17 protein-coding genes are annotated in these 18,718 nt (G+C 48.3%); 15 read left to right on the plus strand and 2 right to left on the minus strand.

From position 1 onward, the window contains the following. Positions 1–23: 23 nt before the first annotated feature. From J2X05_RS04500 to J2X05_RS04570, 15 genes are all read left to right on the plus strand, one after another. Positions 24–1,439, plus strand: a complete 1,416-nt coding sequence (locus tag J2X05_RS04500) for an ATP-binding protein (RefSeq protein ID WP_310069198.1) — start codon at positions 24–26, stop codon at positions 1,437–1,439. Positions 1,440–1,469: 30 nt separating this feature from the next. Further along, positions 1,470–2,153: a response regulator gene (locus tag J2X05_RS04505; protein WP_310069201.1), complete on the plus strand. Its 684-nt coding sequence runs from the start codon at positions 1,470–1,472 to the stop codon at positions 2,151–2,153. Positions 2,154–2,279: 126 nt separating this feature from the next. After that, entirely contained in the window at positions 2,280–2,783 is a 504-nt protein-coding gene (locus J2X05_RS04510; RefSeq protein WP_310069204.1) for a hypothetical protein, read from the plus strand. A 95-nt stretch (positions 2,784–2,878) separates the two neighbouring features. Beyond that, positions 2,879–3,463, plus strand: a complete 585-nt coding sequence (locus J2X05_RS04515) for a hypothetical protein (protein WP_310069207.1) — start codon at positions 2,879–2,881, stop codon at positions 3,461–3,463. A 49-nt stretch (positions 3,464–3,512) separates the two neighbouring features. After that, on the plus strand, positions 3,513–4,535 hold the full coding sequence (locus tag J2X05_RS04520) for a DUF4405 domain-containing protein (RefSeq protein WP_310069210.1): 1,023 nt from the start codon (positions 3,513–3,515) through the stop codon (positions 4,533–4,535). A 154-nt stretch (positions 4,536–4,689) separates the two neighbouring features. Further along, a complete protein-coding gene (locus J2X05_RS04525) occupies positions 4,690–5,298 on the plus strand; it encodes a PEP-CTERM sorting domain-containing protein (protein WP_310069212.1) in 609 nt (202 codons plus the stop codon). Positions 5,299–5,475: 177 nt separating this feature from the next. Then, positions 5,476–7,527, plus strand: a complete 2,052-nt coding sequence (locus J2X05_RS04530) for a glycoside hydrolase family 9 protein (protein WP_310069213.1) — start codon at positions 5,476–5,478, stop codon at positions 7,525–7,527. 94 nt (positions 7,528–7,621) lie between these two features. Continuing rightward, positions 7,622–8,704 carry a helix-turn-helix domain-containing protein gene (locus tag J2X05_RS04535; protein ID WP_310069215.1) on the plus strand — a complete coding sequence of 361 codons (1,083 nt, stop codon included), beginning with the start codon at positions 7,622–7,624 and terminating at the stop codon, positions 8,702–8,704. Between the two features lie 117 nt (positions 8,705–8,821). Beyond that, complete coding sequence (locus tag J2X05_RS04540; RefSeq protein ID WP_310069217.1) at positions 8,822–10,051, plus strand: serine hydrolase domain-containing protein; 1,230 nt, start codon at positions 8,822–8,824, stop codon at positions 10,049–10,051. Between the two features lie 92 nt (positions 10,052–10,143). Continuing rightward, complete coding sequence (locus J2X05_RS04545; protein WP_310069219.1) at positions 10,144–10,911, plus strand: DeoR/GlpR family DNA-binding transcription regulator; 768 nt, start codon at positions 10,144–10,146, stop codon at positions 10,909–10,911. 93 nt (positions 10,912–11,004) lie between these two features. Next, positions 11,005–12,837 carry a glutamine--fructose-6-phosphate transaminase (isomerizing) gene (gene glmS, locus J2X05_RS04550; RefSeq protein WP_310069220.1) on the plus strand — a complete coding sequence of 611 codons (1,833 nt, stop codon included), beginning with the start codon at positions 11,005–11,007 and terminating at the stop codon, positions 12,835–12,837. A gap of 71 nt (positions 12,838–12,908) precedes the next feature. After that, positions 12,909–13,361: an Xre family toxin-antitoxin system antitoxin gene (locus J2X05_RS04555; protein WP_310069221.1), complete on the plus strand. Its 453-nt coding sequence runs from the start codon at positions 12,909–12,911 to the stop codon at positions 13,359–13,361. A gap of 47 nt (positions 13,362–13,408) precedes the next feature. After that, the gene (locus J2X05_RS04560; protein ID WP_310069224.1) at positions 13,409–13,858 is read left to right on the plus strand and encodes an RES family NAD+ phosphorylase; all 450 of its coding nucleotides are present in this window, start codon (positions 13,409–13,411) and stop codon (positions 13,856–13,858) included. 50 nt (positions 13,859–13,908) lie between these two features. After that, on the plus strand, positions 13,909–14,682 hold the full coding sequence (locus J2X05_RS04565; protein ID WP_310069228.1) for a TSUP family transporter: 774 nt from the start codon (positions 13,909–13,911) through the stop codon (positions 14,680–14,682). Between the two features lie 318 nt (positions 14,683–15,000). After that, positions 15,001–17,046 carry a glycoside hydrolase family 11 protein gene (locus tag J2X05_RS04570; protein WP_310069230.1) on the plus strand — a complete coding sequence of 682 codons (2,046 nt, stop codon included), beginning with the start codon at positions 15,001–15,003 and terminating at the stop codon, positions 17,044–17,046. Between the two features lie 99 nt (positions 17,047–17,145). Here the strand turns inward: J2X05_RS04570 and J2X05_RS04575 are convergent, their stop codons facing one another. Further along, positions 17,146–17,430: a hypothetical protein gene (locus J2X05_RS04575; protein WP_310069233.1), complete on the minus strand. Its 285-nt coding sequence runs from the start codon at positions 17,428–17,430 to the stop codon at positions 17,146–17,148. Between the two features lie 37 nt (positions 17,431–17,467). Further along, on the minus strand, positions 17,468–18,661 hold the full coding sequence (locus J2X05_RS04580) for an eCIS core domain-containing protein (RefSeq protein ID WP_310069235.1): 1,194 nt from the start codon (positions 18,659–18,661) through the stop codon (positions 17,468–17,470). Between the last annotated feature and the right edge of the window lie 57 nt (positions 18,662–18,718).

Consider the following 18,718-nt stretch of genomic DNA (forward strand, 5'->3'; position numbering starts at 1 on the left):
GCCTAATATTTAAGGAGCGTTTTATGCGCATGAATGTAAGCACCAAACTCTGGTTGGCTTTTGTCGGCACCATAACGCTGTGCGTGTTGGCGCTCTATCTTTTATTGCATAACAGCTTGCGCCAGGGTTTCCTGGATTACACATCAAAACAATCTGTGCAGCGCTTGGAAATATTACGCAGTGCCCTGGCTAATGTGTATCGCGAAGACAATTCATTCCATGCACTTGAAACCAATCCATCGCGTTGGCTTGAGTTAAAAGACATAATTTTTGCTGAAAGCGAGTCCCTGTTTGAAGGCCTTCCGGCAACACCAGAGGCTGAAGCGAGCGCTCCGCGTGCCTATTATCGCGAGTTTGTCAGTAGTATCAGTTTGCATGACGCGGATAAAAAATTATTGCTGGGTGTTAACAAACCCAACCAAACATTGGATTGGATTCCAGTGACCAATGCAAACCAGCTGGTTGGTTTTATCGGCTTTGTAAAACCCACTGTTGTGAGTAGGCAGCAAGACCAAAATTTTATCCAGCACCAGTTTAAAATCTTCAGCATTATCAGTTTATTTGTGTTGGTGATTGCGACGATTGTTGCAACCCTACTCGCGCGACGAATCAGCCAGCCGTTGACTACCCTCGCTCAAAAGGCCCATGCATTGGCGTCTGGCGATTATTCGCAAACAATTCCGGTTACTAGCCAAGATGAAATCGGCCAACTCTGCAATAGTTTTAATCAGCTCAGTGAAGCGCTGGCGGCAAACCAACAATCGCGTGCACTTTGGGTTGCCGATATTTCCCATGAAATGCGCACACCGCTTTCTGTGCTCAAAGTGCAAATAGAAGCGATGCAGGATGGAATTCGACCCGCTAATTATGAAAACCTTGCATTGCTCTATGAAAAAATTCTAGGGTTGAGCAATTTGATCGATGATTTATTTGAACTGTCATTGTCTGACGTGGGGGCACTTAGCTACAACAAAAAAACTGTTTCTCTCGCACCTTTGGTCAAAACCTGCGTTCAACATTTTCAAGTGAAAGCGGAAGCGGCGGATTTAACGTTAAAAGACAATATCGATGCAACTCAAGACTACTCAATAGTCGCTGATAGCGACCGACTGCAACAGTTATTCAGCAACTTGTTGGAAAACTCCATACGCTACACTGATGCGGGTGGTGAGATTCAAGTGGGCATCAGCACCAGCGATACGAAAGTTTTCATCACTATTGATGACAGTGCGCCCGGCGTGGCACCTGAGCAATATGACAAAATTTTTGAGCGACTTTTCCGGTTGGAAAATTCACGCAGTCGCGCAACGGGCGGCGCGGGCTTGGGCTTGGCGATTTGTAAAAATATCGTCAATGCACATCAAGGCAATATTAGGGCGGGTACTTCGGCATTTGGTGGATTGCAAATTTGCATCGAGTTACCCAAAGCCCAACAATAAATATCCATCGCGTTTATTAAGGATGTAAAGATGCAAACATCACCATTGATTTGTTTGGTTGAAGATGAAGTTGATTTGGCAAAATTGATGGTGGAGTATCTGAACGCCAGCAACTTCCAAACAATTGTATTTAATCGCGGCGATGAAGCGCATCGCTGGTTGCAGCAAAATGAACCTGCATTAATTTTGTTGGATTTGATGTTGCCCGGTATGGATGGTTTGGAAATTTGTAAGCACCAGCGCCAACACTCGGCGGTGCCAATTATTATGATGACTGCCAAAGTAGAAGAAATTGACCGGTTATTGGGGCTTGAGTTGGGTGCGGACGATTATGTGTGCAAACCTTTTAGCGCGCGTGAAGTGGTCGCGCGCGTTAAGGCAGTGTTGCGCCGCAGCCTTCACACACCACAACATTCTGTTGTTTCAGCGCCGGTTGTTGTTGATGAGCAGAGCATGAGCCTGCGAGTTTTCAATCAAGTTGTTGAATTGACCAACGTGGAATTTCAATTATTTTCCCTGCTCTATTCCCAACCCGGCAGAATATTTTCCCGCCAGTATATCCTCGACAATATCTATCAGGACTACCGCATCGTGGGTGACAGGACAGTAGATGGGCACATCAAAAAATTGCGCAAAAAGCTCAACGATGCCAATGATCAGGTTGAGTTGATCCGCTCAGTCTACGGTGCCGGTTACAAATACGAAGCGCCCTAGCCGAGCAAACCAGCGCACCGCCCTACCCGCGCAAAAGACACAATTCATTCACAATTCACACATTTTGCTTCCTCATTTGAGGCCTACATTGGCACCTGTAGACCACAACCACAGAGGAACAATATTATGAAAAAGTTAATTATCACTGGATTGATTGTTGGCAGTATCGCCTGTGCATCGTTTGTTGTTGCAAAAGATTGGAGCGGCGAGGCTAACTGGAATAGCAAGAATGATTGGACGGCTGGCCATCAGCGTTTTGTTGCTGAGTTAAATCTGGATGCCGAACGTGCCGAAAAAATGTCGGCTATCCTCGACTCATATCGCGAAGTACCCAAGCTCTACTTCACCAACCAAAGCGACAAAATTCCGGAATTTCTTGCGCAAAAAGAAACGGAATTAGCCGCGCTCTTAACGCCGGAAGAACTGGCGCAATTCAAACAGTCATTTGCTGAATGGGCCAAAACCAAAAAATTCGGCTTCATGACATTTTCATACAGCCAACCACAATCACTTCAGCAAGTTCCCGCATCACCACTGCCTGAATCCTTGCGGCAGGAAATCCGCAAGACCTTTGATAGCGAATTGATGCAACTGCGCCAGCAATTGCAGCAACAAACATTAAACGCGTAAACCTCTACTACTGCATCGATTGGTGATTCATTACATACCGGGAGTAATGCCTCCCGGTCAGTCCACAGCCACATAAAAATTAAACGGTATTCATCATGTTCAATACCCTTACCCATTTCGCTACAAGACTTGCTCAATCGTTAACGCCACTGCAATGGTGGTGTATTGCCATAGTGTTGGTTGTCATCCGTCAGTTAACTCAGGTGTGGTTGGACGGGCTTTATGTTGATAGCCAATTTCCTGTCCCTTTTTATATTGGCCAAACCACCTTTAATGCGGAAGAACTCAAAGGTTATTACGCAGTGCTCATTAGCAAGGGAACACTGGAGGATTATTTTTGGGTACAGATGGCAGATTATCTGTTTATGGTGACGGTATTTGTGTCGTTTTTTGCGCTGATGACAGCGGTCTACCGCAGCTTGCCGAATGTGAAATGGCTAAAGGATTTGGCGTGTGTGATGGTATTTATCGCGCCGACAGCTGCATTGTTTGATGCGGTGGAAAATCTGGTTTCGTTCTTTTTTATCGCCGATGCACAAGGTTTTGCTGATTGGTTGGTGTATCCCTACTCCAGTTTTGCAGTAATTAAATTTGCCATTTTTATACTGGCCTACCTCTGGGCAATTGTCGGATTGTTAATCAGCGTGATTGGCTTTTTAGTTAGACGTTTCCAGTCCTAATTGATTGTCATCGCACAAATTACATTGAAAAATCCAGCTGGAAGATATTATGAACTTACGCACTATTTCCACCATTACCTTATCCGTTGCCTTTGCCGTATTGCTGATTACTGGCGTGCTTTTGTACGCAACACCTTACAATTATTTTGTCGGCTCACTGCATATCTGGGGCGCGGTGCTATTTCTGGTTTGCATTGTGTTGCACATTAAACACAATGCAAAAACTTACAAAAATCATATGCAAAAACGTCCGGGAAAATGGTCGATGGGTTTGGCGATTGCGGGCATAGTCCCGCTGGTGATGGGGCTGATTTTTAATTTGCCGCCGGTCTCATCGGTTGCGACCTTTGGTTACAACCTGAAAAAATCCGCTGAGCAGGATAAACGCGAATACACACTCATCGATTTAAGTGCTGATCCCGCTGCGCCAAAATTGCATGTGTTTTTTAAAGCAGGCCGCGAGTATCACTCTGCACCTCAAGAGCTATTTTTGAGTTTGACTTACACCAGCACGCCGCAAATTGTGGTGTGGATGGAAACGCTGGAAGGCAAATATATCGATACGCTGTACATCACTGGCAAAACGTCCGATTCCAGTTACCGCTCAAAAGATCCGGCGATTGATGTAGTGCGCCGTCCGGAGGCCTTGCCCTACTGGAGCCATAAACGTGGCATTAAATCGGTTGACGGACTTTACACCCCTGATCAACACAATTCGGATTTGGACGGCATCGCCGCCGCTACGCCGAAAGTGGATTATCAAGTCACTATGTCTGCACCGCGTATGGGGCGCTACAAATTAATGGTTGAGGTTAATCGCACCTATGATTTTAACGACTTCTACAGCAAGACCCGTTTTCCTGATGATGCAATTTATTCTGGTACAGGTTCATCAGGCCAGCCTTCGCTGATTTATGAATCGATTATTGATTCACAAAAACCGGGACAGCATCTATTTAACCTGGTCGGCCATGGACATCATTCCGGTAGGGATGGTTCGCTTTACACCGAGCTGGATAATGTCACCACGGCAAAACAGATTCTGGAATTTATTGTGGCGAATGTGGAATAGAAAGTGACGAGCATAATGTAATTTCTACCGTACCTGTTGGGGAAAAAGGCTGTCGTGCGATAGTCGATCAGAGGGCAACCGGGTATAGTATGAGGCGCCACAGGACATGATGAAGTGGCATTTTTAAATAACTGAAAACTAAGGATTATTACTAATGAAAAAATTGATTTCGTTAATAGCGTTGAGTTTTTGCGTATCTCTATCGGCTCATGCCAGCCTGATCAGCGACACCATAAACGGAGAAATCCAAAATGATTTTGGTGGAAATATTGATCAACAATTTTCATCAAACGCAGTTGTTGATAGCAATACCGAGTTTACGGGAACTTACACCGACGTATTTAATTCTATCTGGAATTTCAACGTGGATTTTGACAGCGACTCGCTAGTACTGAACATCATGGGCTCATCAGACTGGGCAAATGTTCGTATGAGCGATAGCGTCTATAGCGTATTGAAGTTTAGTTTTACTGATCTGGATTGGGGTGTTCCCGTTCAGAGCCTCGCGCTAACAGGCTATTCATGTGTATCTACGGGTTTCTCTTGTGATGTCAGAGAGCTGATAGGTGTGGATAACGTTAATATCCTCGATTTCACTAACAATGAAATCCTTATTGGACTTAACGGTCTCTACCACGGAGAAACATACAAGTTCACGATTAATGGGGGTCAAGTACCTGTCCCGGAATCATCGTCATTGTTGCTCCTTTTAGCAGGATTGTTTGCTGTGATGCTGAAGTGTTCGCTAATCAGAAAAAAATAATAATTTAGATCAGTTAGTCAAAAGCCCAGCCTTGCGCTGGGTTTTTTATGGGTGAAAACTCAATCGACCAGCGTGGTACAAAGGTAAAGATCTAAAAAGATAACAAGAAAATGATGTATAGAAACCGCCTAAGCGGTAGTATCGCTAATTAAATCAGATAATTAATAAGAGCGATTTATGAATACGTCCAAACTACTTCTGACGGTTACCCTGAGTGGATTAATAACGGCCTGCGGTGGAGGAGGTGGAGGGGGTGGCGGATCAACGCCAGCATCCAAAGCGGCTTCCTCAGCAGCTCCTGCCAGTAGTGTGGCGCCATCGTCGATGGGAGCTTCTTCCCTTGCTGCTTCATCAACTCCGGTTGCCAGTTCAATTGCATCGGTTGCCGCCAGTTCTGTCGCCAGCGGAGCGCCAACGATTAGTGCCTTTATTGTGGTAGATCAGTTTGGCTATCTGCCTGATGCGAAGAAAGTCGCGGTAGTTCGCGATCCGCAAACTGGTTACGACGCGGCGCTCAGCTTTACTCCCGGTGCGACTTACCAACTAATCAATCTGGATACCAACACGGTGGTGCTCAGTGGCAGCGCGGTGAGTTGGAAATCCGGTGCAACCTTTGAAGCCGCCGGCGATAGAGCCTGGTGGTTCGACTTCTCCAGCGTCACTACTCCAGGCACGTTCGCGGTGGTGGATGTGGAAAAAAATGTGCGCTCACCCGGCTTTAAAATCGGGGCTGATATTTATAAACCCGTGCTGAAACACGCCATGCGCAGCTTCTTTTACCAGCGCGCCGGTTTTGCCAAACAAGCGCCGTTTGCCGAAACGGGTTGGACGGATGGCGCAAGCCACATAGGTGCGGGGCAAGATAAAAACGCGCGCCTGTTTAGTGACAAAAATAACGCCGCAACGGAAAAAGATTTATCCGGCGGTTGGTATGACGCGGGCGATTACAATAAGTACACCAATTGGCACGCCTATTATCTGGTCGCCCTGCTCCACGCCTATGCGGAAAACCCGACGGTGTGGACAGATGACTACAACATCCCCGAATCTGGCAATGGCATCCCCGATATTATCGACGAGATCAAATGGGGTTTTGATTGGCTGAAGAAAATGCAGAATGCCGATGGTTCTGTGTTGTCCATTCTCGGCCTTGCTCATGCCAGCCCGCCGTCTGCAGCGACCGGCCCCAGCTATTACGGCCCGGCCAGCACCTCAGCAACACTGACTAGCGCGGGTGCATTTGCGCTCGGCAGTAAAATCCTGGCTAGTTTGGATAACCCTGAGCTGAATACTTACGCTGCTGATCTGAAATCCCGCGCCGAAAAAGCCTGGGTTTGGTCAGTGGCCAACCCCAATATCACCTTCCGCAATAACGAAGGCACATCGGCGGGCTTGGGGGCTGGCCAGCAGGAAGTTGATGATGCCGGGCGTGCAACGAAAAAAACCACCGCTGCGATCTACCTATTTGCAGCGACCGGCGCTTCAACCTATCGCGACCATGTCGATGCCAATGCCAATAACGCGACCAATTGGGTAGATGTCTGGGGCGAGCCAGAGTTAACGGCCTGGCTCTATTACGCCAATTTACCGGACGCCACGAGCGCTATCGCCAACACCCTGAAAAGCCAATACCAGTCGGCGTTCAACGCCAATCACAATTGGCCTGCGGTGCGTAATGGCGAAGATCCCTATCGCGCCTATATCGGCACCAGCAACTTCACCTGGGGCAGCAACCGCACTATTTCGCGCAAGGGGCTGACGTTTAACAACCTGATCGATTACAACATCAGCGGCACAGATACCGCCGAAGTGCGCAACGCTACAGTGGCTTACCTCAACTACATCCACGGTGTTAACCCGCAAGGCATGGTCTACCTGTCCAATATGTACAGCCTCGGTGTGCACCGCTCCGTCAACGAGTTCTACCACTCCTGGTTTACCAATGGCAGTGCGCTCTGGGATCGTGTTGGAAGCTCTACCTACGGTCCGGCGCCAGGGTTTTTAGTGGGCGGTCCCAACCCTTCTTACGATTGGGACGGCAATTGCACTTCGGGTAGCCCGAATGCCGGTTGTGGCGCTGCCGCGCCCAATCCACCCAAAGGCCAACCGGCGATGAAAGCCTATCTGGACTTTAATACAAGCTGGCCGCTCAATTCGTGGCAGATCACCGAGAACCATAACGACTATCAGGTCGCTTATATCCGCTTGTTGTCCAAGTTTGTGAATTAATTAATCTCCCGTCAGTTTACGGAGGGCATACCAATGCCCTCCAACTCCCCGCATAATCACCGCCCGGTATTTTGATTCTTTAGTCAGGGCTGATGTGATAGAAACCAGTGTTATCTCCCATATTGATTTTTTTATCCGCTACGCCTGTATAGGTCAGTTGCTGCTATTGGTCGCGTATCTTTTTTATAAACCCTATCGCTCACAATCTACTTTTCGCGCGCAGATTATTCCGTTGATGTTGGCGTTGGGTGTTGCTGCGTATTTATTGCTGACCGCGCCTTACTCACCGCGCCCACAGGGATTTATTCGCAGCATTCTGTTGATGTTTACCCACACCATGCCGGTTTTTTTATGGTTGTATGGCAAACAATTGTTTGATGACGAATTCAATTTACAGCGCTGGCCAATTTTTGGAAAAGCAGCCTTGGTGCTGTTGGCCTGTTTTTATATTTATGTTTTCTTGATTCGTGGCGGTGGTGGCTATCTTCAAATGGCTAGCCATGTCATCGCGTTGGTGTTTATTGTGCATCTCCTGGCGAGCGTGATGCTGACCTGGCGCAATGACTTGGTGGAACAGCGGCGTGTCGCGCGCTTCTGGTTTGTGCTGCTGGTGGGATTATTTTTTCTGATGTTGGATCTGGTCGAACTCAGCAATACCCGGTTAAATCGCCACCAGATTTTTATGCTGATGAACGCATCTATTTGTTTAATTGGAACCAGTGTGACGGCTGGGCTGATATTTTTTCATGAGTTATCGATAAAACCAGAATCAGTATTCATATCAGATCCAATACCGGAGGCACCGCGCTACTCACGTTTAATCCCTCAAGAAAATGCGCTCGCTAAAAAATTGCATAGCTTTATTGAGGATGAAGGTTACTTACAACCCGATCTCACCATCAGCAAATTAGCCGAACAATTGGAATGTCCAGATCACCATTTGCGTAAATTGATCAACCAATCGCTTGGTTACACCAACTTCAACGCGTTCCTGAATCACTACCGAATCGAGGCGGCGAGCAAACGCTTGGTGGAAACGTCATTACCGGTACTCACGATTGCGCTGGATATAGGTTTCGGTTCCATCGCCTCTTTTAATCGAGCGTTTAAAGACATTGTGGGCACTACGCCGACGGTTTATCGAACTACAGCGCAACAGTCGAATTCACCTGAATAATATTGAATATTGCTGGTCAATTTTAAAATTGATCAGCTTTTTTTGATTTTGCTAAGCCAATTTCCAAATCTTTCACCAAAGTGCGTGTTTTTGATAAACACACGATGGTGAAAAACAATGCGCAATATTTCCTACAAAAAAATCAGCCTGCTCGCCGGTGCGATGGCATTTATTTGGTTTGCCGCCCCGATTTACCAATTCCTTGCCTATGAAGGCAAGGTGCCTATGTGGTTCCCAGCCGATATAGCGGCACCGGATGCTTATCCTCAAACAACGGCATTTTCTGCTCATCCGCAAGCCACCGCCGCGTTGCAATTATTGGCGCAACATCGGGAAGAAATTCACGCACCCGCAATCTCCGCCGCAGTCGCGGTGGATGGAAAAATCGTTTGGACGGGTGCAGTGGGTTGGGAAAATATCGAACAACAAATACCTGCAACCGATAGAACACAATTCCGGATTGGCAGCACGTCTAAAGCAGTGACGGCAACGCTACTAGCCAAATTGTTTCAAGATGGAAAAATCGAATTGGATAAACCCATCGCACATTACGCTCCTAATCTGCCCAATCCGCACTGGAATAAAATTACACCGCGGCAACTGGCATCCCACTCCAGCGGCTTACCGGATTATTTGGATAACTATGGCGATCTGTGGGGAATGTATTATTTATTCAAGCTCGATAAACGCTACACATCCGTGCGTGAATCGTTGGAAGTGTTTGATGATACAGCGCTGCTATTTACGCCGGGCAGCCAATTTCACTACACCAGTTTCAACACGGTATTGCAGAGTGTGGTGCTTGAGGCTGTTGTGCGAGAGCCGTTTCTTAGCGCCATGCGTCACCATATTTTTACGCCGCTGGGCATGGATTCCACCGGCGCTGAATACGAGCTTTCGCAACCCAATTCTCTGGCGACCTTCTACTGGAATAGAGATGGCAAACACTCCGCATTTCGCGTGTGGCAAACGGTCGATTTAAGCCATAGGCTCGCGGGCGGGGGATTCATCTCCACACCTTCCGATATGGCCAAGCTGGGATCAGCCTGGCTGAATGATGACTTTATCGCACCGAAAACCCGCGCGCTTTTCTGGCAACCCCAATCATTATCAGATGGCTCAATCAATCCGCAAAAGTATGCGCTCGGATGGCGTTGGGCAGAGTATGACGATGGCAAAGGGATCATCAAAAATGCCAATCACGGCGGTGTTTCGCGTGGTAGCCAAAGTTGGCTGATGGTAATTCCGCAGCGAAATATGGTGGTTGCCGTCATGATCAACGCCAATGTCGAAGAATTCTGGGATTTTGGGCAGGTGGGCATGCCCTTGGCACGCCTGTTCTTCTAGCGCCAAGTTGCTTTTTTAACCAAATAAACCTTGCCAATAAGTTTCGAAAGGCTACAATAACTTTCATAACGAAACTTATTGGCGATTCAATAATGACCAAACGAAACACCCAACAGCGCCGCCGAGCGATTATAGATCTGTTAAATGCCAGTGGCGAAGTCAGTGTCGAGACCCTCGCCGAGCAATTTTCTACTTCAGAAGTCACTATTCGTAAGGATTTGGCCGCATTGGAGTCCAATGGTTTGCTCTTGCGTCGTTACGGTGGCGCGGTTCCAGTTCCCCAAGAGTTGATGAGCGATCCAATCGAAAAAGTTTCGGTTCGTAAGCAATCCATCGCCAAGGCCGCCGCGCAACTGATCCGCGACCACAACCGCATCATCCTCGACAGCGGCAGCTCCACCACCTCGGCGCTACTTCCAGAGTTATCGCACAAGCAGGGGCTGGTGGTAATGACTAACTCCCTCAGCATCGCCAACGCCCTGCGCGAGCTGGAAAACGAACCCACGATTTTGATGACCGGCGGTACCTGGGACCCGAAATCTGAAGGCTTTCAAGGCCAACTCGCCGAGCAGATCCTGCGCTCCTACAACTTCGACCAATTTTTTATCGGCGCGGATGGTTTGGATTTAGAGCGCGGCACCACCACCTTCAACGAACTTTATAGTCTCAGCCGTGTAATGGCGGACGTTGCACGCGAAGTGATCGTGATGGCCGAGTCCGACAAGATCGGCCGCAAAATTCACAACCTGGAATTACCCTGGTCGGCGATAAAAGTGCTCGTCACTGATGATGGCATTGATGCAAAAGATAAACAGAAAATTGAACAACAGGGTGTGCAAGTGATTTGCGCATCCGCATAACTATTTATAAAAGCGTTAAGACCAGGATTTACAAAAACAAAATTTTTTACAAGAAATAAATTGTTACTACTACTAAAGCTCAAGGAGTTAATTATGTGTGGAATTGTCGGCGCAGTAGCGCAACGTGATGTGGTGGATATTCTGGTGGAAGGACTACGCCGCCTTGAATATCGTGGGTATGACTCTGCCGGTGTGGCAGTGGTAAACAGCAGCGGCGAATTACAACGTGTACGTCGCTTGGGAAAAGTAAAGGAACTATCCGATGCAGTCAAAGCGGAGCCAACACCCGGAGGAACGGGCATTGCGCATACACGTTGGGCAACCCATGGCGAGCCGAGCGAGCGCAATGCGCATCCGCATATTTCCAAAGAGCATATCGCAGTAGTACACAACGGTATTATTGAAAACCACGCAAATTTGCGCCGTTTGTTGCAAGAAGAGGGTTACGTATTTACTTCCGATACCGACACTGAAGTAATCGCGCATTTGGTGCAAAAAGAATTAAAAACTACCGATAGTTTGTTAGCGGCTGTGCAAAAAACCGTAAAACAATTGCACGGCGCTTATGGCACGGTGTTGATGGACAAAAACGATGCATCGCGTTTAGTGGTTGCGCGTTCTGGTAGCCCGCTAGTGATTGGCTTGGGCATCGGCGAAAATTTTATCGCGTCTGATCAGTTAGCGCTTTTGCCAGTAACACGCCGCTTTATCTTTTTGGAAGAAGGCGATGTAGCCGAAATTACCCGCACGACAATTAGCATTTTTGATAAAGATGGCCAAGCCGTTGAGCGCCAGATTCACGAATCTACCGCGAGTTACGATGCGGGCGACAAAGGCCAATACCGTCATTTCATGCTCAAGGAAATTTACGAACAACCTAACGCGGTACTGAATACGCTGGAAGGTCGTTTGAGTAATGAATCAGTGATGGACGAAACCTTCGGCAATGGCGCCACTGATTTATTCAAAAAAGTAAAACACATCCAAATCGTCGCTTGCGGCACCAGCTACCACTCCGCAATGGTTGCGCGCTACTGGCTGGAAACCTTTTCCGGCATTTCCTGCAACGTCGAAATTGCCAGCGAATTCCGCTACCGCAAATCCTTCGTACAACCTAACAGCATGGTAGTCACTATCAGCCAGTCCGGTGAAACTGCCGACACGCTTGCGGCGCTGCGTTTAGCAAAAGAACTAGGTTATTTAGGCAGCTTGAGTATTTGCAACGTGGCCGGCTCATCATTGGTGCGCGAATCAGATTTAGCATTTATGACCCGCGCCGGTGCCGAAATTGGTGTTGCATCCACCAAAGCGTTCACCACGCAATTGGTTGGTTTGGCGATGCTGGTATTAGCGATTGGAAAATACAACGGCCTTTCAACTGAACAACAAAAAGAAATGGTCAGTGCGTTAAAAAACCTTCCGGCAAAATTGGAAGAGTCATTAGCACTCGCACCAAAAATCGAAGCGCTCGCTGAAGAATTTGCCGATAAACACCACGCACTCTTTTTAGGCCGCGGTGATCAATATCCCATCGCAATGGAAGGCGCGCTGAAATTAAAAGAAATTTCCTACATCCACGCTGAAGCCTATGCCGCCGGTGAATTAAAACACGGCCCATTGGCATTGATTGATGCGCACATGCCGATCATCGTTGTTGCACCCAATAACGACTTGTTGGAAAAATTAAAATCCAACGTAGAAGAAGTGCGTGCGCGCGGCGGCATCTTGTATGTCTTTGCCGATGAAGATGCAAAATTCGAATCGGACGCAACCATGCGCGTCATCAACGTCCCTCATATTCACCCCTGGTTGGCACCGATTCTCTACACCTTGCCGTTACAGTTGCTGAGTTACTACGTGGCGATTATCAAGGGTACAGATGTGGATCAGCCGAGAAACCTGGCCAAGTCGGTGACGGTCGAATAGGCTGATAACTGGTAAATCGGCAATTTGCCATATACAATTAGGCAAATTGCCGTTTATTGGTTGAGGGCTTTATGCAACACAGCGAATTTACTCCTGAAAAAGCCAATAAAGGCGTATCTGCCCGCGTAATGGCGCGGGTGGGTTCCATTCTCCATATTGGTCTTAAGACCCCGTTGGATGTCGTGCGAGTCAGCCGCGAGGGTATTGTCACCTCGGCGGTAGATTTGCTCGTCGATCAGGGGTTTAACCGGCGCGACCTGGATTGGATCATTCCGCTGCGCACGCTCACCCATCGCCGTGAAAAAGGCCAAAAACTGACGACCGATGAAACCGAGCGCTGGTTGCGAGCGGCAAAAATTTCGGCTTTGGCACAAGAGGTATTAGGCGCAGACAAAGCCATGGCGTGGCTAAACAAACCGCGCAAGGTATTTGATGGTTTGTCAGCCATGGAGCTGATAAAAACCGAGCCGGGTGCGAGTTTGGTTGAAGAAACCCTTATCCAATTAGATGAAGGCTACTTCTGATAAACGCTGTTTCGGTCTTATCGGCTGTTTTAAGGTAATCGCCACCCATGAAGTTATGGAGAATCAGTAACTATCCCGATCTACAGGGAAAAGGTGGCCTGAAAGCGTCGGGCCGCTGGCATAATCGCGGCATTCCTATTGTCTATTTATCGGAAAGCCCGGCACTGGCGATGTTGGAAGTGTTGGTGCATTTTGAGTTGGATCTCAGTGAAATCCCCGCGAGTTATCAATTGTTGGAAGTGGATTACAACCAGCGTACCGGCATGTCTCATCTGCACAAAAACGCCCTGCCCGACGATTGGCAAGATGATCGCGAACTCACTCGCGCGATTGGCGATGAATGGTTAACGGGCAGCAGCTCGCTGTTATTGCGCGTGCCCAGCGCGGTAGTGCCGCACAGCTTCAACTATCTGTTTAATCCACGTCATGTCGCTGCTGCCAATGCAGAAATTATTAGTGCTAGACAGTATCCGTTTGATAAACGCCTTTTAATTTGAACTAGGGTTCAGCTTAAGTTGGTCTCGCCGTTAACGATTGGATTTCTCCCATGACCGATCTTTCCCTCTCCCAACTCATCCTCGTCTTATTGATCTTCGTCTGGAGTGGTTTTGTTCGCACCGGTTTGGGGTTTGGTGGGGCGATGATGGCGTTGCCGTTGTTGTTATTGGTGGATAATCGCCCGCTGGTGTATTTGCCGATTATTGCAGTGCATCTATTAATTTTTTCGACGCTTACGGTGTGGCAAAACAATCGTAAACGCGCAGCGACGGATGAAAAAAAGTCATCGACAGTGGATTGGGTTTATCTGAAAAAATCCCTGAAGATAATGATTATCCCCAAGCTGATTGGTGTGGCCGGTCTGTTGACGATTCCGGCGAACATTATGAGTGCGATTATTTTTGTGATTATCTCGGTGTATTCCATCACCTATATTTTGAACAAACCTTTTAAGAGTTCGCATCCGGTGAGCGATGGTATTTTTTTGTCGCTCGGCGCTTACATTAGTGGCACCTCATTGATTGGTGCGCCGCTAATTATGACAGTGTATATGGTGCATGTCGCGCGTGAAAAATTGCGCGATACCCTGTTTGTCCTCTGGTTTATTTTGGTGAGTATCAAGATGGTGGCGTTTTTAATTGCCGGGGTGGATCTGCAGTTGCAAGCGCATGTGTGGTTGTTACCCGCGACAGCCATTGGCCACTATTTTGGTTTGAAATTTCACGCACGACTGGTGAGTGCTGATCCGGTGATTTTTTATCGGGTGATCGGTAGTGCACTACTGTTTGTCAGCGCGTTTGGTTTATTTTCTGTTTACAGGTAAACGTCTTTTCATACTTATCCCTCTTCAAATTTGTGCAAGATTCAATGCAAAAAATAATTAAAAAATATCGCCTTAAACGAAAAATTTTAAAAATAAAATTGTAAATGGTTACATCGACAATATGCATATGGTTTATTTGACAATATCAAAAAGCAGATGTATACCGTGCACTTCGGAATCACCGCGCCAATTTACACAATAATCACAAGCAGTATGGCGCCCGGAAAGAACGCCTGTTCGCAATGAACAGGAGAAGCCTTCCAACAGCCCTCCTCCTTTATCGGTGGTATAGGTTGAGAGGCGTATCGGAGATTAATAATGAAATTAACGACAATCGGCAAGAGTGTCGCTACGGCACTGACTTGCGCAGCAGCCTTGTATGCGACTAGCGCCAGCGCACAAACCCTGACGGCAAACTCAACGGGAACCAATAACGGTTTTTACTATACTTTCTGGAAGGATTCCGGCGATGCTTCTATGGGCCTGCAGGCCGCTGGCCGCTATACCTCGCAGTGGACCAACAGTACCAACAACTGGGTGGGTGGTAAGGGCTGGAATCCTGGCAATAGCACCAGAGTTATCAGCTATTCAGGCAATTTTGGGGTCGATAACAGCCAAAACTCGTATCTTGCGTTTTATGGCTGGACCAGAAGCCCACTGATTGAATATTACGTGATTGAAAGTTACGGTTCGTACAACCCGGCCTCCTGCTCGGGTGGTACCGACTACGGCAGCTTCCAAAGCGATGGCGCGACTTACAATGTGCGTCGCTGCTTGCGTACCCAACAACCATCGATTGATGGTACCCAGACCTTCTATCAATACTTCAGTGTGCGTAATCCCAAGAAGGGCTTTGGTGCAATCTCCGGCACCATTACCTTTGCCAATCACGCAAACTTTTGGGCGAGCAAAGGTCTGGCACTGGGTAATCACGATTATCAGGTGTTGGCGACCGAGGGCTATCAAAGCCGCGGCAGTTCGGATATCACCGTAAGCCAAGGCACCGTTACTACCAGTAGTACACCGGCCAGCTCTACTCCGGCGGTTTCGAGCAGTTCAGTGGCTAGCTCAACTCCCAGCGTTAGCGGCGGCGTTACCGTTCGCGCGCGCGGTGTGGCGGGCGGCGAGCACATTAACTTGCGTATTGGTGGCGCTACGGTAGCCAGTTGGGACCTGACCACCAGCTTCCAGGATCTGACTTATGCCGGCACGGCTGCGGGCGATATCCAGGTGCAGTTTGATAATGACGGCGGCAGCCGCGACGTAGTGGTGGACTATATCCGCGTCAACGGCGAAACCCGTCAGGCGGAGGATATGACCTACAACACGGGTTATTACGCTAACGGTTCATGTGGTGGTGGCGGCAATTCCGAGTTGATGCATTGCAACGGCGTGATAGGTTTTGGTTTCACCTACGACTGCTTCAGTGGCAGCTGTTCCGGTGGCAGCACTGGTGGTGGCACCAGCAGTTCCGGCGGTGGTGCTGGCTCCAGTAGCAGCGCGAACAACTGTTCTGGCTATGTGGGCATTACCTTCGACGACGGTCCTACCGCCAATACTCCCACTTTGGTTAACCTGCTGAAGCAAAACAACCTGACTCCGGTTACCTGGTTCAATCAGGGCAATAATGTTGTCGCTAATGCTAACTTCATGGCGCAGCAGTTAAGTGTCGGCGAAGTACATAACCACAGCTACAGCCATCCGCAGATGGGCAGCATGAGTTACCAGCAGATTTACGATGAGCTGAACCGCGCCAATCAGGCGATTCAAAATGCGGGTGCGCCCAAACCAACCTTGTTCCGTCCGCCCTACGGCACGGTCAATTCCACCATTCAACAAGCTGCCCAGGCATTGGGTTTGCGGGTAATTACCTGGGATGTGGACTCACAAGACTGGAACGGCGCCACCGCGTCTGCAATCGCTAGCGCGGCAAATCGCCTGCAAAATGGTCAGGTAATATTGATGCACGACGGCAGCTACACCAACACCAATGCGGCTATCGCCCAAATCGCCTCCAGCCTGCGCGCTAAAGGCTTGTGCCCGGGCCGCATTGATGCGAGTACCGGTCGTGCAGTGGCACCATCTGGCGGTACAGCAAGCAGTACGCCTGCTGTTTCAAGCAGCAGCCGCAGTAGTACTCCGGCGGTCAGCAGCAGTAGCCGCAGCAGCACACCCGCATCCAGCAGTCGCGCCAGCAGCAGTATTGCCACCGGCGGCGCCTGCCAATGCAACTGGTGGGGCACTCGGTACCCAATCTGCACCGCTACAGCGAGTGGTTGGGGCTGGGAGAACAACAGAAACTGTATCACCACCAGCACCTGCAATAGCCAGGGCACTGGCGGCGGTGGGGTAGTATGTAATTAATCCTATCGGATAGGATTTAAAAATCAAAAGGCCAAAAAGGAATTCCTTTTTGGCCTTTTGATTTTGGAAACTAGGTTTGTGGAAATGATACTTGAAAGGCTATTGTTGAGACGATCGCTGAATGCCTTTTTCATCTATGCGAACGCACCACTTAACATGAGATGACCAATCAGTGCTCGTATTCATTTCTACCTTGCCACTGGCAATCAAAGGATCAGGCATACCACTTTCGTCGCAATCATCCATATAAACATCAATTTCTAATCCCTCAAATAATTGTACGATATTGCCTTCGCTGTCTAATTTTTTGTCTTCTTTAGAAAGCAGGCATAAGTTGTCATCAAGCATTTCATTAAAATCCACGTATAACTTTGCTCGTTTCATAGATCTCTCCCTTTTTTAAAGCTGATTTTTTGTTCTATTACTTTTTTTTGTTCGGGTTGGGGATTGTTGGTGTAAACAACGTTTCCAATTTTGCTCCTGTCAAACCATTAATCGTTGCATGGTTCGGATTTTTTGCATGTCCATCATGTACTAGTTCTCCACCAGCTGCTGTTACGGCAGAACTGTCCGCGACGCCTACTTGTCCATTTTTAAAAAAACCGCAAAGCGTATTCCGGTCCACCCCATCTTTACTTTGCGTGGACACACCACTTAGTTTTCCTTCGTCGCCCACAGATACTCCAGAACCTTTTACAAATTGATCTTCCAAGCAGGTTCCACCGCGCACAACATCATACAACTGAGCAGTCCCTTTTCCTGAGGGAATGTCTACAAAAGTATCAACTTTCTTCAATTTTAACTGAGCAGCTTTAGCCCCCATCACATCCGCTTCGGTTTCTAAACTCACATCGTCATTCACGGATGTGCCTTTCATTTGCGTCGTGGGTTTTACACGGCCCTGCGCTTGTTGTACAACGTGCCAGGCTTCGTGCGGTAAATGTTGTTCCTGGCCGGGGGCGACGTGGATGTCGCTGCCCTGCGCGTAGGCGTGTGCATTTAATTGTGCAGGTTTGCTGGAGTTGTAGTGAACTTTTACGTTGTCCAAACTCATACCGGAGAGGGATTCAATACCGCTTTTGAGTTGATTGGGTAGGCCAGTGTTATTGGGTTTTTCTTCGCGTTGGGCGATAGCCTGTGAACTTATGTCTGTTGAAAATTTTCCCTGCAATAGTTCTTCCTCGGCAGCTAATTGCGCGGTCGCAAATTTACCTTGCAGTGGTTGTTCTTCCTCGACACCTGCGCGCTGGGTGGTTGCAAATTTTCCCTGTAATAACTCCTCTTCTTCGGCCCGCTGTACAGTTTCAAATTTGCCTTGTAGCGGTTCTTCATCCTCCACTCCCGCGCGCTGTGCAGTTGCAAATTTACCCTGCAGCAATTCCTCTTCTTCAGCGCGTTGTACTGGTGCAAATTTTCCTTGTAAGGGTTCTTCCTCTTCAACACCTGCACGTTGCGCCGTTGCGAACTTGGCCTGTGCTGTGTGCATCATCTGCTGCTGCTGTAACTGAACACCGGTGGATACGCGCTGGTCAGTAAAGGCCGGTGCAGTTTGTTTTGCGGCAGCATCTTCCGCTGCCTGGGTTTCGCGTGCCGTTTGTTTACTGGTGTAAGCCATGGTTTTGCTCCCGGGTTATTCCTTGCATCTGATTAATGTGAGTAAAGTTCAAAACAC

Origin of the sequence: Cellvibrio fibrivorans (assembly GCF_031457055.1) — a bacterium.
Classification (GTDB): Bacteria; Pseudomonadota; Gammaproteobacteria; order Pseudomonadales; family Cellvibrionaceae; genus Cellvibrio; species Cellvibrio fibrivorans.

Excerpts from the sequence above, each read along its gene's own strand:
- J2X05_RS04530 (WP_310069213.1), top strand. The coding sequence starts at position 5,476 with ATGAATACGTCCAAACTACTTCTGACGGTTACCCTGAGTGGATTAATA.
- J2X05_RS04580 (WP_310069235.1), bottom strand. The coding sequence starts at position 18,661 with ATGGCTTACACCAGTAAACAAACGGCACGCGAAACCCAGGCAGCGGAA.
- J2X05_RS04560 (WP_310069224.1), top strand. The coding sequence starts at position 13,409 with ATGAAGTTATGGAGAATCAGTAACTATCCCGATCTACAGGGAAAAGGT.
- J2X05_RS04505 (WP_310069201.1), top strand. The coding sequence starts at position 1,470 with ATGCAAACATCACCATTGATTTGTTTGGTTGAAGATGAAGTTGATTTG.
- J2X05_RS04520 (WP_310069210.1), top strand. The coding sequence starts at position 3,513 with ATGAACTTACGCACTATTTCCACCATTACCTTATCCGTTGCCTTTGCC.
- J2X05_RS04500 (WP_310069198.1), top strand. The coding sequence starts at position 24 with ATGCGCATGAATGTAAGCACCAAACTCTGGTTGGCTTTTGTCGGCACC.
- J2X05_RS04540 (WP_310069217.1), top strand. The coding sequence starts at position 8,822 with ATGCGCAATATTTCCTACAAAAAAATCAGCCTGCTCGCCGGTGCGATG.
- J2X05_RS04515 (WP_310069207.1), top strand. The coding sequence starts at position 2,879 with ATGTTCAATACCCTTACCCATTTCGCTACAAGACTTGCTCAATCGTTA.
- J2X05_RS04545 (WP_310069219.1), top strand. The coding sequence starts at position 10,144 with ATGACCAAACGAAACACCCAACAGCGCCGCCGAGCGATTATAGATCTG.
- J2X05_RS04575 (WP_310069233.1), bottom strand. The coding sequence starts at position 17,430 with ATGAAACGAGCAAAGTTATACGTGGATTTTAATGAAATGCTTGATGAC.
- J2X05_RS04570 (WP_310069230.1), top strand. The coding sequence starts at position 15,001 with ATGAAATTAACGACAATCGGCAAGAGTGTCGCTACGGCACTGACTTGC.
- glmS (WP_310069220.1), top strand. The coding sequence starts at position 11,005 with ATGTGTGGAATTGTCGGCGCAGTAGCGCAACGTGATGTGGTGGATATT.
- J2X05_RS04555 (WP_310069221.1), top strand. The coding sequence starts at position 12,909 with ATGCAACACAGCGAATTTACTCCTGAAAAAGCCAATAAAGGCGTATCT.
- J2X05_RS04565 (WP_310069228.1), top strand. The coding sequence starts at position 13,909 with ATGACCGATCTTTCCCTCTCCCAACTCATCCTCGTCTTATTGATCTTC.
- J2X05_RS04510 (WP_310069204.1), top strand. The coding sequence starts at position 2,280 with ATGAAAAAGTTAATTATCACTGGATTGATTGTTGGCAGTATCGCCTGT.
- J2X05_RS04525 (WP_310069212.1), top strand. The coding sequence starts at position 4,690 with ATGAAAAAATTGATTTCGTTAATAGCGTTGAGTTTTTGCGTATCTCTA.